The 13,781-nt window shown below is 68.3% G+C and carries 13 protein-coding genes; 4 read left to right on the top strand and 9 right to left on the bottom strand.

The window, feature by feature from the left end:
• Positions 1–91 precede the first annotated feature (91 nt).
• The 6 genes from ahcY to FO470_RS04365 form a co-directional block, all read right to left on the bottom strand.
• Positions 92–1,513, bottom strand: coding sequence for an adenosylhomocysteinase (gene ahcY, locus FO470_RS04390; protein WP_144341667.1), 1,422 nt, complete (start codon positions 1,511–1,513; stop codon positions 92–94).
• 154 nt (positions 1,514–1,667) lie between these two features.
• A complete protein-coding gene (locus FO470_RS04385) occupies positions 1,668–1,955 on the bottom strand; it encodes an HPr family phosphocarrier protein (protein ID WP_144341666.1) in 288 nt (95 codons plus the stop codon).
• Positions 1,952–2,353: a PTS sugar transporter subunit IIA gene (locus FO470_RS04380; protein WP_144341665.1), complete on the bottom strand. Its 402-nt coding sequence runs from the start codon at positions 2,351–2,353 to the stop codon at positions 1,952–1,954. Before FO470_RS04380 ends, FO470_RS04385 begins: the two co-directional genes overlap by 4 nt.
• A 183-nt stretch (positions 2,354–2,536) precedes the next feature.
• The gene (locus FO470_RS04375; RefSeq protein ID WP_144341664.1) at positions 2,537–3,010 is read right to left on the bottom strand and encodes an HPr kinase/phosphorylase; all 474 of its coding nucleotides are present in this window, start codon (positions 3,008–3,010) and stop codon (positions 2,537–2,539) included.
• A 4-nt stretch (positions 3,011–3,014) separates the two neighbouring features.
• Complete coding sequence (locus tag FO470_RS04370; RefSeq protein WP_210244908.1) at positions 3,015–4,808, bottom strand: sensor histidine kinase; 1,794 nt, start codon at positions 4,806–4,808, stop codon at positions 3,015–3,017.
• Positions 4,809–4,914: 106 nt separating this feature from the next.
• Positions 4,915–5,613 (bottom strand): response regulator transcription factor, encoded by a 699-nt coding sequence (locus FO470_RS04365; RefSeq protein WP_144341662.1) that lies wholly within the window; start codon positions 5,611–5,613, stop codon positions 4,915–4,917.
• A gap of 201 nt (positions 5,614–5,814) precedes the next feature.
• Between FO470_RS04365 and FO470_RS04360 the strand changes: the two genes are divergently transcribed.
• The 3 genes from FO470_RS04360 to FO470_RS04350 all read left to right on the top strand — a co-directional run bounded on the left by FO470_RS04360 (position 5,815) and on the right by FO470_RS04350 (position 8,881).
• Positions 5,815–6,564: a HugZ family pyridoxamine 5'-phosphate oxidase gene (locus FO470_RS04360; RefSeq protein ID WP_144341661.1), complete on the top strand. Its 750-nt coding sequence runs from the start codon at positions 5,815–5,817 to the stop codon at positions 6,562–6,564.
• A gap of 133 nt (positions 6,565–6,697) precedes the next feature.
• Positions 6,698–8,311 carry a phosphoenolpyruvate carboxykinase gene (locus tag FO470_RS04355; protein ID WP_144341660.1) on the top strand — a complete coding sequence of 538 codons (1,614 nt, stop codon included), beginning with the start codon at positions 6,698–6,700 and terminating at the stop codon, positions 8,309–8,311.
• Positions 8,312–8,347: 36 nt separating this feature from the next.
• On the top strand, positions 8,348–8,881 hold the full coding sequence (locus FO470_RS04350; RefSeq protein ID WP_144341659.1) for a DUF3016 domain-containing protein: 534 nt from the start codon (positions 8,348–8,350) through the stop codon (positions 8,879–8,881).
• Here FO470_RS04350 and FO470_RS04345 read toward each other — a convergent pair.
• Complete coding sequence (locus tag FO470_RS04345) at positions 8,878–10,323, bottom strand: sodium:proton antiporter (RefSeq protein ID WP_186291826.1); 1,446 nt, start codon at positions 10,321–10,323, stop codon at positions 8,878–8,880. The two genes, FO470_RS04350 and FO470_RS04345, sit on opposite strands and share 4 nt — an antisense overlap.
• 194 nt (positions 10,324–10,517) lie before the next feature.
• Here FO470_RS04345 and recR point away from each other — a divergent pair, with 194 nt between their 5' ends.
• Positions 10,518–11,123 carry a recombination mediator RecR gene (recR, locus tag FO470_RS04340; RefSeq protein ID WP_144341658.1) on the top strand — a complete coding sequence of 202 codons (606 nt, stop codon included), beginning with the start codon at positions 10,518–10,520 and terminating at the stop codon, positions 11,121–11,123.
• A gap of 22 nt (positions 11,124–11,145) precedes the next feature.
• Here recR and FO470_RS04335 read toward each other — a convergent pair whose 3' ends face one another.
• Complete coding sequence (locus FO470_RS04335; protein ID WP_144341657.1) at positions 11,146–12,216, bottom strand: D-alanine--D-alanine ligase family protein; 1,071 nt, start codon at positions 12,214–12,216, stop codon at positions 11,146–11,148.
• A 143-nt stretch (positions 12,217–12,359) separates the two neighbouring features.
• Positions 12,360–13,724, bottom strand: coding sequence for an AmpG family muropeptide MFS transporter (locus tag FO470_RS04330; protein ID WP_144341656.1), 1,365 nt, complete (start codon positions 13,722–13,724; stop codon positions 12,360–12,362).
• Positions 13,725–13,781 lie beyond the last annotated feature (57 nt).

Genomic DNA, 13,781 nt, shown 5'->3' with positions numbered 1-13,781 from the left:
GCTTCGGCTCGCCGCCTCTGAACGACGAAGGCCGGGACGAGCCCGGCCTTCGCGTTGATCCGTAGGAACGGCGCCGGAGCGCCCGTCCCGCTCAGTAGCGGTAATGGTCCGGCTTGAACGGGCCCTCGACCGGCACGCCGATATAGTCGGCCTGCTCGGGGCGCAGCGTGGTCAGCTTCACGCCGAGCTTCTCGAGGTGCAGCGCCGCGACCTTCTCGTCGAGGAACTTCGGCAGCGTGTAGACCTGCTTCTCGTACTTGCCGGGGTTGGCCCACAGCTCGATCTGGGCCAGCGTCTGGTTGGAGAAGGAGGACGACATCACGAAGGAGGGGTGGCCCATGGCGTTGCCGAGGTTCACCAGGCGGCCTTCCGACAGCAGGATGATGCGGTTGCCCGAGGGGAACTCGATCTCGTCCACCTGCGGCTTGATGTTGGTCCACTTGAAGTTCTTCAGGCCGGCGACCTGAATCTCGTTGTCGAAGTGGCCGATGTTGCAGACGATCGCCCGGTCCTTCATCTGCCGCATGTGGTCGACGGTGATGATGTCGCGGTTGCCGGTGGCGGTGACATAGATGTCGGCGCGGTCGAAGGCGTTCTCGATCGTGGTGACCTCGTAGCCTTCCATCGACGCCTGCAGGGCGCAGATCGGATCGACTTCCGAGACGATGACGCGCGCGCCGGCCTGGCGCAGCGAGGCGGCCGAGCCCTTGCCGACATCGCCGAAGCCGGCGACGAAGGCGACCTTGCCGGCCAGCATCACGTCGGTGCCGCGGCGGATGGCGTCGACCAGCGATTCACGGCAGCCATAGAGGTTGTCGAACTTCGACTTGGTGACGCTGTCGTTCACGTTGATCGCCGGGAACAGCAGCTTGCCCTGCTCGGCGAGCTTGTAGAGGCGGTGCACGCCCGTGGTGGTCTCTTCCGAGACGCCCTTGATCGACTTGGCGACCTCGGCGAACCAGCCCTTCGGCTTCTCGGCCAGCAGCTTCTTGATCAGGGCGAAGAAGATCACCTCTTCCTCGGACTCGGCCTTGTCGAGGAACGCCGTGTCGCCATTCTCGGCGCGCAGGCCGTGATGCACCAGCATGGTGGCGTCGCCGCCATCGTCGAGGATCATGTTGGGGACCAGAAGTTCACCTTCCTTCGCGCCGTGCCAGTCGAACAGCTTGGCGGTGAAGTCCCAGTATTCGGTCAGCGTCTCGCCCTTAAAGGCGAAGACCGGCGTGCCGGCGGCGGCGATGGCGGCGGCGGCGTGGTCCTGGGTCGAGAAGATGTTGCACGACACCCAGCGCACATCGGCGCCGAGAGCCTTCAGCGTCTCGATCAGCACCGCGGTCTGGATCGTCATGTGCAGCGAGCCGGCGATGCGCGCGCCCTTGAGCGGCTGCGACGGGCCGTATTCGGCACGGATGGCCATCAGGCCCGGCATCTCGGTCTCGGCGAGCTCGATCTCCTTGCGGCCGAAACCGGCGAGGCTGATGTCCTTGACGATGTATTCGCTGGCGACGGCCATGTGCGGCTTCCCTTCTGCCTGACGCGATTGGCGCGCGGATTGGGCGCGGTTGAGCTGGCCGGGTGATAGCAGCCCAGCCCCGCGAAAACAATAACGATATAAAGATGTCTTTATATGACGGCGACCGCGAATGCCGCCGGTGCGGAGCGAAGCTTTACTCGCCCTCGCCGAAACGGTCGGAGACCAGCGCGTCCAGCGCGTCCACCGCCGCTTGCGCGTCGGGACCGCTGGCCTCGACGAGAATGGTCGTGCCCGGCGCAGCGGCGAGCATCATCAGGCCCATGATGGAGGTGCCGCCCACCGTCTCGCCCGCGCGCGTGACGCGCACATCCGCCGCGAAGCGCTCGACCGTCTGGACGAATTTGGCGGAGGCGCGGGCATGCAGTCCCCGCTTGTTGATGATGGCGAGCTCGCGCTGGATGGCGGTCGTCGTCACGGTCACTTCCCGGCCAGCACGCGGCTGGCGATGTTGATGTATTTGCGCCCGGCCTCCTGGGCCTGCGCGACCGCGTCGGCCATCGGCACCTCGCCGCGCACGGTGGCGAGCTTGACCAGCATCGGCAGGTTGATGCCCGCCACCACCTCGATGTCCGGCGAGGTCATCACCGAGATGGCGAGGTTGGAGGGCGTGCCGCCGAACATGTCGGTCAGGATCACCACGCCGTTGCCGCTGTTCACGGCGCCGACCGCATCGACGATGTCCTTGCGGCGCTGCTCGATGTCGTCGTCAGGACCGATGGTGATCGTCTCGAGCTGCGACTGCGGACCCATCACATGTTCGAGCGCAGCGCGAAATTCGCTGGCGAGGCGTCCATGCGTTACGAGTACGAGACCTATCATGCTGCTCCGCCGCGCGCCCCACGGCGCGACCGCATTGTTCTTGCCTGGGGCACCCGAGGTATCGAGTTCCGCCACTCCCTTCGCGGGGCGCACATCATCGTTGCACCGCACATGAATGGCAAGTGCCGCTGCGGAAAATCGGCGCCGGCGCTCCGGCGGCGGCGCGCTCCCGCACCTTGCGGCTCACTCCGCCGCCGCCCCGGTGACCAGCAGCGCCAGCACCTGCTGCAATACGTCGCCCGGCTCGAAAGCCGGCAGGCGCGCCATTTCCACCCCCTCGATCACCGTGCGCAACGCGGCCGGCTCCGGCAGACGCGCGGCATCGGAGGCGCCGAGATCGACGACGAGGTCGACGGCCGTCTCCGCGGCGAAGGGAAGCCGGCGTAGACCGGCCCCGCGGATCTCGATCAGCCCCGCGAGATTGTGCGGCGCGGTGGCGAAAAGCTGCCCCCCGCGACGCGCCAGCACCACGCGGTCGTCCGCCACCAGCTCGGCAGGCTCCGTCACACCGCTGCGGCCGGCGAGGATCAGCGCGAAGGCGAGATGCGACTTGCCGCTGCCCGACGCTCCCCGGATCAGCACGCCGCGCGTGCCGACCCGGACGCAGGAGCCGTGGACCGTTGCCGGTGGCGTATTGCCCTGCGCATCGGCCGCCATCGCGTCAGCTCGCCGGCAGACGGACGATGAAGCGGGCGCCACCCGGCTTCGCCGGCCGGGCCCGCGGCGTATCTACCTCGCCATCGGTCGCCTTTGCCTTGGCCTTGCCCGCCTTCGCCTTCTTGGGGGCGCCTTCCTTGGGGGCGCCTTCAGCCGGCCGGTTCTCCGCCCAGATGCGCCCGCCATGCGCCTCGACGATCTGCCGCGAGATCGACAGGCCGAGGCCGGAATTCTGGCCGAAGCCCTGCTCCTCCGGACGGTCGGTGTAGAAGCGCTCGAAGATCCGCGCGAGCGCGTGCGGCGGGATGCCTGGACCGTCATCGTCGACGATGACCTCGACCGCGTCCTTCGTCCGCCGGCAGGTGACGCGCACCTCGCCGCCCTTGGCGGAAAAGGAGCGCGCATTGTCGATCAGATTGTTGATGACCTGGCCGAGGCGGGAATCGTGGCCGGGGATGATGAATTCGCCATTCGTCCCCGGCGCGTGCTCGAAGGCGAGCTTCACGCTCACCTCGTCGCCGCGCACCACGTCGTTGTGCACGCCGGCGACGGTGTTCAGCAGGCGCACCAGATCGACCGGCTCGGCTTCCTGCCGCTGCAGCTCGGCGTCGAGACGGCTGGCGTCGGAGATATCGGTGATCAGTCGGTCCAGCCGCTTCACGTCGTGCTGGATGACTTCCATCAGGCGGCCGCGCGAATTGTCGGTCTTGGCCAGCGGCAGCGTCTCCACCGCCGAGCGCAGCGAGGTGAGCGGGTTCTTCAGCTCATGCGAGACATCGGCGGCGAAGCTCTCGATCGCCTCGATGCGCGAATAGAGCGCATCGGTCATGTCGCGCAGCGCGCCGGAGAGATGGCCGATCTCGTCCGAGCGGCTGGTGAAATCCGGGATCTCGACGCGAGAGCGCGTGCGGCGCCGAACGCGCTCGGCCGCATCGGCGAGCTTGCGCACCGGGCCGGCGATGGTGCCGGCGAGCAGCAGCGAGAGCACCACCATCACCGCCATGGCGACGAGGAAGACGCGCACGATGACCAGCCGCTCGGCCGCCACCGCCTCGTCGATCTCGCCGCCCTGGGTGGAGAGCAGCAGCGCGCCGAGAATGGCGCGGAAGCGCTGTACCGGCACCGCCACCGAAACGATGATCTGGCCGCGATCATTCACCTGCACCGCGCTGGCCTTCTGTCCCAGCAGCGCCTCCGTCACCTCGGGATAGCCCTTGCCGTTGCTGGGCCCGAGCTCCTTGTAGAGCGGCAGGTCGCCACGCTCGAACCACATCTTCACGCTGTTCCAGCCGCGCTCCATCCAGTTCGGCTTGGGCGTGTTGGGCGCCGGCATGTCGAAGCGCAGAATCTCGCCGCGCGAGTAGAGGGAACGGGAATCGAGCAGCAGCCCCCCGTCGCGGTCGTAGATGCGCGCGCGCGTCCCGGTCGGCTCGATCAGGCGCTTCAGCACCGGCGCGACGCGCTCGGGATTGATGGGGAATTCCAGCGGCGCGAAGCCTTCCTCGCCCGGGCCGTAGCTCTCTCCCGCCTGCAGCTCGAGCAGGCGCTCGGGATCGATGGTGATGGCGTTGGTCTCGACCTGCGCGGAGGCGGCAATGGCGCCGGCGATGATCTCGCCCTGCACCAGGAGGCTCTGCACGCGCGCGTCGATCAGCCCGGCGCGGAATTCCGAGAGGTAGAGAATACCCGACACCAGCACGCACATGCCGGCGAGGTTGAGCAGGACGATACGGCGGGTGAGACTGGAGAAGCTCTTGAAGGCAACGAAGTTCCGCGCCCGCCGCAACGCGGCGAGCATCCCCCTGCCCCGCCCGGCATCGGAGGTTTCGACCGTCTCCCCGGTTTCCTCGACGTCCCTCTCGTCGGTCGCGGTCCGGGTGGATTCGGGATCGAGCAAAGAGCCGCTACTCCTTGAAGCGGTAGCCGACGCCATAGAGCGTCTCGATCATCTCGAAATTGTCGTCCACCACCTTGAACTTCTTGCGCAGCCGCTTGATGTGGCTGTCGATGGTACGGTCGTCGACATAGACCTGATCATCATAGGCCGCGTCCATCAGCGCGTTGCGGCTCTTCACCACGCCCGGACGGGTGGCGAGTGCCTGCAGGATCAGGAACTCGGTGACGGTCAGGGTGACGTTCTCGCCCTTCCAGGTGCAGGTGTGGCGCTCGGGATCCATCCGCAGCAGGCCGCGCTCCAGTACCTTGGCGCTGTCGGTCTCGCGCGGCAGGGCGCCGTCCTTCGGCGCGACGCGGCGCAGCACCGCCTTCACCCGCTCAACCAGCAGGCGCTGGGAGAACGGTTTCTTGATGAAGTCGTCCGCGCCCATCTTCAGGCCGAACAGCTCGTCGATCTCGTCGTCCTTGGAGGTGAGGAAGATGACCGGCATATCGCTCTTCTGGCGCAGGCGGCGCAGCAGCTCCATGCCGTCCATGCGCGGCATCTTGATGTCGAAGATGGCGAGGTCAGGTGGGTTGGTCTTGAAGCCGTCCAGCGCCGTCGCGCCGTCCGTGTAGGTCTGGATCCGGTAGCCTTCGGATTCCAGCGCGATGGACACGGAGGTGAGGATGTTGCGATCGTCGTCGACGAGAGCGATGGTCGGCATCTGCGCACTTTCCTGTTCGGCGGCGGTACACGGGGCGGTGAACCGCGCCGGCGTGGCCATAATGTGACACGCAAATCGATTCAACCGAAAATAGCGCGATTCAAGGCACATAGCCAATCCAGCCGGCAAACGCTCCACCGAATGCTTGACGTTGCGGCCCGGCGCGCTCACCTGTCACAGGCCCGCGCGGAGGATCGCTTCATGTCGCCCATACCCCAGCAGAACAGTGATTTCGACGCCGCGCGCACGGTGAAGCGCCTCGTCCGCGAGAGCCAGACGGGCGCGCTCGCCACGCTCGACGAGGATGGTGGGCCCTACGCCTCGCTGGTGCAGCTGGCCACGCTTCCCGACGGCGCGCCGCTATTGCTGCTCTCCGGCCTTGCCCGCCATACGTGCAACCTCTCCCGGGATGCGCGGGTCTCGCTGCTGGTGGACGAGCGCCGTCACGGCGACGAGCTGCAGGGCGCGCGGGCCGGCCTGCGCGGACGCATCGCCCGCCTGTCGGACGACGCCGCGATCGCCACCGCCCGCCGCCGCTTCCTCGCCCGCCACCCGGACGCGGCGGGCTTCGCCGGCTTCAGCGACTTCGCCTTCTACCGGATCGAGATCGACAGCGCGCATCTGGTCGCCGGCTTCGGGCGCATCGTCGATATCGAGGGGGACGCCCTGCGCACCCCGACCGGCGACGCGGGCGAGGTGCTCGCGGCGGAGGAAGGCGCGGTCGCGCACATGAACGCCGACCATGGCGACGCGGTGCAGCTCTACGCCATGCACCTGCTGGGCACCGGCCCCGGCCACTGGCAGATGGTCGGCCTCGACCCGGAAGGCTGCGACCTGATGGACGGCATCGGGGTGCGCCGCCTTGATTTCGACCGCCGCGTGACCACGGCGCGGGACATGCGCGCGGTGCTCGTCGAGCTCGCCAACCAGGCGCGGGCGGCGGCGGTCTAAAGGTACCGAAGACGGGGACAACCACCGCTTCGACCCGGTTTGGCCACAGAATCGGCGCGGAATTTCAGCCAAAAGGCCCGACTGCCCTCCCATGGTGTCGCATCTTTGTCATGCGTCAGGGGAGGAGCCGACCTTGAATCAAACCGGCACACGCAACGAGGATCACGGCGTCGAGACCATCGGGCTCGACGGGACCGGACGGGTGTTCTGGAATCTCGGCGAGGCCGCTCTGTGCGAGCGTTCCATCGCCCGCGGTGAAGCCCGGCTTTCCAATACCGGCGCCCTCGTGGCCACCACCGCCCCGCATACCGGCCGCAGCCCGGACGACCGCTACATCGTCCGCGAGGAAGCGACCGAGGAAAGCATCTGGTGGGACAATGCCAATGCGCTGTCCCGTGAGAATTTCGAGACCCTCAAGGCCGATTTCCTCACCCATGCGGGCGGGCGCACGCTTTTCGCGCAGGATCTGCACGCCGGCGCCGACCCCGCGCACCGCATCGGCGTGCGCGTGCTGACCGAGCATGCCTGGCACGCCCTGTTCATCCGCAACATGCTGCGCCGGCCGGATACCGCCGACCTCGCCGGCTTCCTACCCCGGCTCACCGTGCTGTGCGTCCCCGGCTTCCGGGCCGATCCGGAACGTCACGGCGTGCGCTCGCCGACCGTCATCGCCTGCGACTTCACCAACGGCCTCGTGCTGATCGGCGGCACGCTCTATGCGGGCGAGATGAAGAAGTCGGTGTTCAGCTATCTCAACTACGTGCTGCCCGAACGCGGCGTGCTGCCGATGCACTGTTCCGCCAATGTCGGCGCCGAGGGCGACGCCGCGCTGTTCTTCGGCCTTTCCGGCACCGGCAAGACGACGCTCTCCGCCGACCCGGCGCGGGCCCTGATCGGCGACGACGAGCATGGCTGGAGCGCCGAGGGCATCTTCAACTTCGAAGGCGGCTGCTACGCCAAGACCATCCGCCTGTCGGCCGAGGCCGAACCGGCGATTTACGCCGCCAGCCAGCGCTTCGGCACGGTGCTGGAGAACGTCGTCCTCGACAACGATAGCCGCGTGCCCGACTTCGACGACGCCTCGCTCGCCGAGAACGCCCGCGCCGCCTATCCGCTCGACTTCATCGCCAACGCGCGCGAGGATGGCCGGGGGGGCCCCCCGAAGAACGTCGTCATGCTGACCTGCGACGCCTTCGGCGTCCTGCCGCCCATCGCCAAGCTGACGCCGGCGCAGGCCATGTACCATTTCCTCTCCGGCTACACGGCCAAGGTGGCCGGTACCGAGGCCGGGGTAAGCGAACCCAAAGCGACCTTCTCCGCCTGCTTCGGCGCCCCCTTCATGCCGCGCCACCCCTCGGTCTACGGCAACATGCTGCGCGACCTCATCGCCCGCAACGAGGTCCATTGCTGGCTGGTGAACACCGGCTGGATCGGCGGCCGCGCCGGCGTCGGCCAGCGCATCCCGCTGGAGACAACGCGCCGCCTGCTCGCGGCCGCTCTGGGCGGTGAGCTCGACGGCGTCGAGTATCGCACCGACGCGAATTTCGGCTTCGCGGTGCCGGTCGCGGTCGAGGGCGTGGAGACACGCCTGCTCGAGCCCGCCCGCAACTGGCCGACGCGCATCGACTACTCGATGGCCGCGCGTCGGCTGGTCGGCATGTTCACGTCCAACTTCGCCCGCTTCGAGAAGGCCGTCGACGACGAGGTGCGCGGCGCCCAGCCGGGGATGGCCATCGCGGCGGAATAAGGCGACACTCCAGCCTCCCGCATCACGGAGGCGGCCATGCGCCGAACCGGAAACCGTTCTGTCCGGCCCCGTATCCTGAGTGCCACCCTGATGTTCGGAGCGGCGCTTGTGCTGCCCGCCGCCGCGCAGGCGGCGACGACGGTCACCTTCGTCGCGCCGCAGACCTACCGGGACGGCAACCTGTCCTGGGGTCCCGTCCAGCAGCGACTGACCCTCGACGGGCTGGAGCGCATCATCAGGCGCCTCGCCGGCGAACGCCTGCCGGCGGGCTATGAACTCGACATCGCCGTGCTCGATCTCGATCTCGCCGGCAAGGTCGACCCGCTGCGGTCGCGCACGGGCGAGCTGCGCGTGATGCGGCAGGGCACCTGGCCGTCGATGAAGCTCGCCTACACCCTGCGCAAGGGCGGGCGCGTCGTCGCGCGCGGCGAGGATACGCTGCGCGCGATGAACTACCTCGCCGACCCGGTGGCCCGGCGCTCGACCGAGCCGCTGCGCTTCGAGAAGGCCATGCTCGACCGCTGGTTCCGCCGCACCTTCAGCCCGTCCGGCGCGCGGCCGCTCGGCTAAAGGAAATAGAGCCAGGTCAGCAGCGCGAAGCAGGGCAGCAGGAAGAGGCCCGACCACGCCATATAGCCGAAGAAGCTCGGCATGGGCACGCCACGGCTCTTGGCGATGGCGAGCACCATGAAGTTGGGCGCGTTGCCGATATAGGTCAGCGCCCCCATGAACACGGCGCCGGCCGAGATCGCCTCCAGCGTCACCGCGTATTTCGTCATCAGCTCCTGCGCGTCGCCGCCGGCGAGGTTGAAGAAGACGAGATAGGTCGGCGCGTTGTCGAGGAAGCCGGAGAGCAGGCCGGTCATCCAGAAATAGCCGGCGTTCACCGGCCCGCCCGCCTCGTCCGTCACCAGCGTCACCAAGGGGGCGAGCGCGCCGTTCGCGCCGGCCTTCAGTATGGCGATCACCGGGATGATGGTGAGGAAGATGGCGGCGAAGAGCTTGGCCACCTCGCGGATCGGCTCCCAGTCGAAGCCGTTGCGCTCGCGGATGAAGGCGGGCGTGATCCAGATCGAGATAGCGGCCAGCCCCAGCAGGGCGACGTCGCGCATGATCGAGGGCAGCGGCACATGGGTGCCGAGAATGTCGAACTCGATGCCGGGTTGCCACAGCGCGCTCATGAGGATGGCGCCGATGACACCGGCAAGCAGCGGCAGGTTGCGCAGCCCGCGCAGGCCGAGCCGCTCGGTCTCCGGCGTGGGATCGGCCTTGCGCGGAAGGCCCTCCTCGCGCGCGTAGAAATAGCGATCGAGCAAATAGAAGACGGCGAGCAGCAGCACCGCGATCAGCGCGGTGTCGTGGAAGAGGTGCTGCATCGTCCAGAAGAAGTCGACCCCTTTGAGGAAGCCGAGGAACAGCGGCGGGTCGCCGAGCGGGGTCAGCGAACCGCCGATGTTCGACACCAGGAAGATGAAGAACACCACGGTGTGAACGTTGTGGCGCCGCTCGTCATTGGCCCGCAGCAGCGGGCGGATCAGCACCATGGAGGCGCCCGTCGTGCCGATGATGCTGGCGAGCACGGTGCCGATGGCGAGCAGGCTCGTATTGACCGCCGGGCTGCCCTTCAGATTGCCGGTGAGCAGGATTCCGCCGGAAATGGTGAACAGCGAGAACAGCAGGATGATGAAGGGGATGTATTCCAGCAGCGCCGCATGCCCGACCTCGTAGACCGCGAGGCCGGCACCGAAGGAGGCGACGAAGGGCACGAGGAAGGCGAGCGCCCAGAACAGTGCCACCTTGCCGTAGTGATGGTGCCAGAAATGGCCCGCCAGAAGCGGGATGACGGCGATGGAAAGCAGCATCCCGACGAAGGGGATTCCCCAACGCAGCGGCAGGCTTGCCCCCTCCAGCCCCAGCCCTTCCGCCGCCTGCGCCGGCGCGCCGCAGGCCATCAGCATCAGGACCGCCAGACAGATGGCGACAGGCACGGCGGCGGCTTTCGTCGTCGGCATCGAGCTCCCCCAGCGGCGGACAGACCGTTCGTTCCGGGTTAGCAACGCCCCTTCCGGGTGTCGAGCAAAACCGGAACGACCTTCGCCGATGTGACCCGGATCGTGCTTCGCGACGCACCAGAGCTTGGCGGGTGGCGCCGGCCTGCGCTAGACGAACGGTGTCGGCCGGTCGCAACCCCGGCCATGAGGATGCCATGCCCCGCGCTGTCGCCGGCCCCGAGATCGAACGCCTGATCCAGCTTCTCGCCCGCGTGCCGGGGCTCGGCCCGCGCTCGGCGCGGCGTGCCGCCCTGCACCTCATCAAGAAGCGCGAGCAGCTCATGAGCCCGCTGGCCAGCGCCTTCGAGGATGTGCTCGGCAAGATCTCGACCTGCCGCGTCTGCGGCAACATCGACGTGCGCGACCCGTGCTCCATCTGCACGGACGACACGCGTGATCCCACGCTTCTCGTCGTGGTGGCGGATGTGTCCGATCTCTGGGCGCTGGAGCGCGCCGGAGCCCTGAACGCGCGCTACCACGTGCTCGGCGGCACGCTCTCCCCGCTCGACGGCGTGGGGCCGGATGATCTCAACCTGAAATCACTGGTCGAACGCGCCCATGGCGGCGCAGTCAAGGAAGTGCTGCTGGCCCTCGGGGCCACGGTCGACGGCCAGACCACCGCCCACTACATCACCGAGCTGCTGCGCGACGCGAACGTGAAGGTGACGCGCCTCGCCCATGGCGTGCCGGTGGGCGGCGAGCTCGATTATCTCGACGAGGGCACGCTGGCGGCGGCGATCAAGGCCCGGACGTCGCTGTAGGCAGGCATCGCGGGCGAAAGCCCTACCGCGCCGCCCGCGCCAGCCCGTGCGCGACCAGCCGGTCGATGAGCTCGGGATAGCTCACCCCGCTCGCCGCCATCGCCTTGGGATACATGCTGATATTGGTGAAGCCCGGGATGGTGTTGAGCTCGTTGACGAGGATGCGCATGTCCTCGGTCACGAAGAAATCGGCGCGCGCCATGCCGTCGCAGCCGAGCGCGCGGAAGGCATCGGCCGCCATCGCCTGCAGCTTGGCCTCGACCTCGGCGGGAAGCTGCGCCGGCACGATGATCGCCGCGCCGTCGGCGTCGATGTATTTGGCGTCGTAGCTGTAGAAGCCGTGGCTCTGCGCCGGGCGAATCTCGCCGGGGCGCGAGACGAACAGCTCGCCATCGGGCTGCTCTAGCACGCTCAGCTCGATCTCGCGGCCGCGGATGAACTCCTCGGCGACGAGCTTGCGGTCGTAGCGGAAGCCTTCGGCGAGCGCCGCCGCATATTCCTCCTCGGAGTTCACCTTGCTCACCCCGACGGAGGAGCCCTGCCGCGCCGGCTTGATGAACACCGGCAGGCCGAGCGTGCCGGCCACGTCGGCGAAGCTCGGCTCCGCTCCCTGCCGGATGGTGACGGCGCGGGCAGTCGCCAGACCGGCCTCGAGATAGAGCCGCTTGGCGATGTCCTTGTCGAGCGCGGTGGCCGAGCCGAGAATATCGCAGCCGACCAGCGCCACCCCCGCCACATCGGCCAGGCCCTGCACCGAGCCGTCCTCGCCGGGCAGGCCGTGCAGCACGGGGAAGAGGAGGTCGATGGCGGGCAGCTCATGCGGCACGCTGCCAGCCGGCAGCGCGACGAGGCGCCCCTTGCCGCCCGGCAGCAGGCAGAGTTCCGTGCCGCTCTCCGGCGTCTCCAGAACGCCGCCCTCGAAGCGGCTGGCAAGCCAGCGTCCGTCGCGGGTGATGAAGACGGGAACGGCGTCGTACTTCCCGGGGTCCAGCGCCTGCATGACGTTGGTGCCCGACATCACCGAGACGTCGTGCTCGGCGGAGCGCCCGCCATAGAGGACCGCGATGCGCAGGCGGCTGGATGAAGCGGTCACGGCAGGCTCCGATGGGAATGGCATTGGCCGGAAGAAGACGCCGAGCCCGAGGCTGACTCCGCCGCCGTCGGCGGAGCGCGGATGCGGGCTCACGGGACAGTTCGGATCGTCTCGGTTAACAGCGGCTTAACGAGCCCCGCGCGTCAGGGCCCGCCCTGCGCCTCGAGCTGGCGGAAATGCCCCCGCGCCTGGAGATAGGCGAGGATGGCGAGGCCCGGCAACGCGGCGAGCGCGGTGACGGCGAAGAACAGCATCCACCCGGTCTCCTGCGCCACGAAGCCGGCGGAAGAGGCGAGGAAGGTGCGCCCCACCGCGGCGAGCGCGGTGAGCAGCGCGTATTGGGTGGCGGTGTGGGCGCGGTCGCCGCACAGCGCCGAGATGTAGGCGACGAAGATCACCGTGCCGATGGCGCCGGTGAAGTTCTCGATGATGATGGTCAGCGTCAGCGCGCCGAGATCGACGCCCATCCAGGCCTGCCAGGAGAAGACGAGGTTGGAGGCCATCTGCAGGATGCCGGCGATCCACAGGCTGGTGGACAGCGGCAAAGCGCGGGCGATGAGGCCCCCGGCGAAGCCGCCGATGAGCGCCGCCGCGAAGCCAACCCCCTTCACGATGCCCGCATAGGCTGCCTTGTCGAAGCCGATGTCGATGACGAAGGCGCCGGTGAGCACCCCGGCGAAGGCGTCGCAGAACTTGAACAGCACCACGAACAGCAGGATGGCGACGGCGCTGGGCCGGGAGAGGAACTCGCCGAAGGCTCCCACCGCCGTCTCGCCGATGCGCTTGAAGACGTTCTCTTCGTGCTTGATGACCGGCTCGCCCGCCGGCTCCTTCGCAATCAGGGAGGCGAAGAGACCAACGCCGACCATCAGCGCGGCGGCGAGGTAGCCCCAGCCCCACACATCCGCGCGCGGCACGCCGAGCACCTCGAACCACGCGACCAGCAGCACCACGCCGGCGCCCGAGGCGAGCATGCCGACGCGGTAGGCGGCGACATAGCCGGCCATGCCGGCCGCCTGCTCGCGGGTGTCCAGGCTCTCGACGCGGAAGGCATCGACCACGATGTCCTGCGTGGCGGACGCGCAGGCGACAAGGAAGGCGCCGAGCGCCACGTGCCAAGGGGACAGTACCGGGTCCTGGAAGCCAAGCCAGACGATGGCCACGGCCAGCAGCAACTGGGTGAACACCAGCCAGCCGCGCCGCCGTCCCAGCCAGCGCCCGAGCAGCGGCACGTCGAGCGCATCGACCAGCGGCGCCCAGACGAACTTGAAATTATAGGGCACGCCGACCAGCGCGAAGAGGCCGATGGTGGTGAGGTTCACCTTGGCCTCGGCCATCCAGATGGTCAGCGTGGCGCCCGAGAGCGCCAGCGGCAGGCCGGAGGAGAAGCCCAGCAGGATGACGATAAGCACGCGCGGCCGCAGATAGACGGCGAGGCTGGCGAGGAAGCCGTCATCCTCGTCCCGTGCGTCGGGCCGTCGGGCATCGGGGCGGGCAGCGTCGGTCATGTCCGGCTCGCTGGGCTGTCGGGGCGATTCGCGCGGGGCGCGCAGCGACATGTCTAG

Source organism: Ancylobacter moscoviensis (assembly GCF_007559435.1).
Taxonomy (GTDB): Bacteria; Pseudomonadota; Alphaproteobacteria; order Rhizobiales; family Xanthobacteraceae; genus Ancylobacter; species Ancylobacter moscoviensis.
The sequence above is the reverse complement of the archived record's forward strand: the minus strand, read 5'-3'. Positions and strand labels throughout refer to the sequence as shown.

What these genes read in the sequence shown, in the direction of transcription:
- ahcY (WP_144341667.1), bottom strand. Translation starts at nt 1,513, where the DNA reads ATGGCCGTCGCCAGCGAATACATCGTCAAGGACATCAGCCTCGCCGGT.
- FO470_RS04380 (WP_144341665.1), bottom strand. Translation starts at nt 2,353, where the DNA reads ATGATAGGTCTCGTACTCGTAACGCATGGACGCCTCGCCAGCGAATTT.
- FO470_RS04375 (WP_144341664.1), bottom strand. Translation starts at nt 3,010, where the DNA reads ATGGCGGCCGATGCGCAGGGCAATACGCCACCGGCAACGGTCCACGGC.
- FO470_RS04370 (WP_210244908.1), bottom strand. Translation starts at nt 4,808, where the DNA reads ATGCTCGCCGCGTTGCGGCGGGCGCGGAACTTCGTTGCCTTCAAGAGC.
- FO470_RS04365 (WP_144341662.1), bottom strand. Translation starts at nt 5,613, where the DNA reads ATGCCGACCATCGCTCTCGTCGACGACGATCGCAACATCCTCACCTCC.
- FO470_RS04360 (WP_144341661.1), top strand. Translation starts at nt 5,815, where the DNA reads ATGTCGCCCATACCCCAGCAGAACAGTGATTTCGACGCCGCGCGCACG.
- FO470_RS04350 (WP_144341659.1), top strand. Translation starts at nt 8,348, where the DNA reads ATGCGCCGAACCGGAAACCGTTCTGTCCGGCCCCGTATCCTGAGTGCC.
- FO470_RS04345 (WP_186291826.1), bottom strand. Translation starts at nt 10,323, where the DNA reads ATGCCGACGACGAAAGCCGCCGCCGTGCCTGTCGCCATCTGTCTGGCG.
- recR (WP_144341658.1), top strand. Translation starts at nt 10,518, where the DNA reads ATGCCCCGCGCTGTCGCCGGCCCCGAGATCGAACGCCTGATCCAGCTT.
- FO470_RS04330 (WP_144341656.1), bottom strand. Translation starts at nt 13,724, where the DNA reads ATGACCGACGCTGCCCGCCCCGATGCCCGACGGCCCGACGCACGGGAC.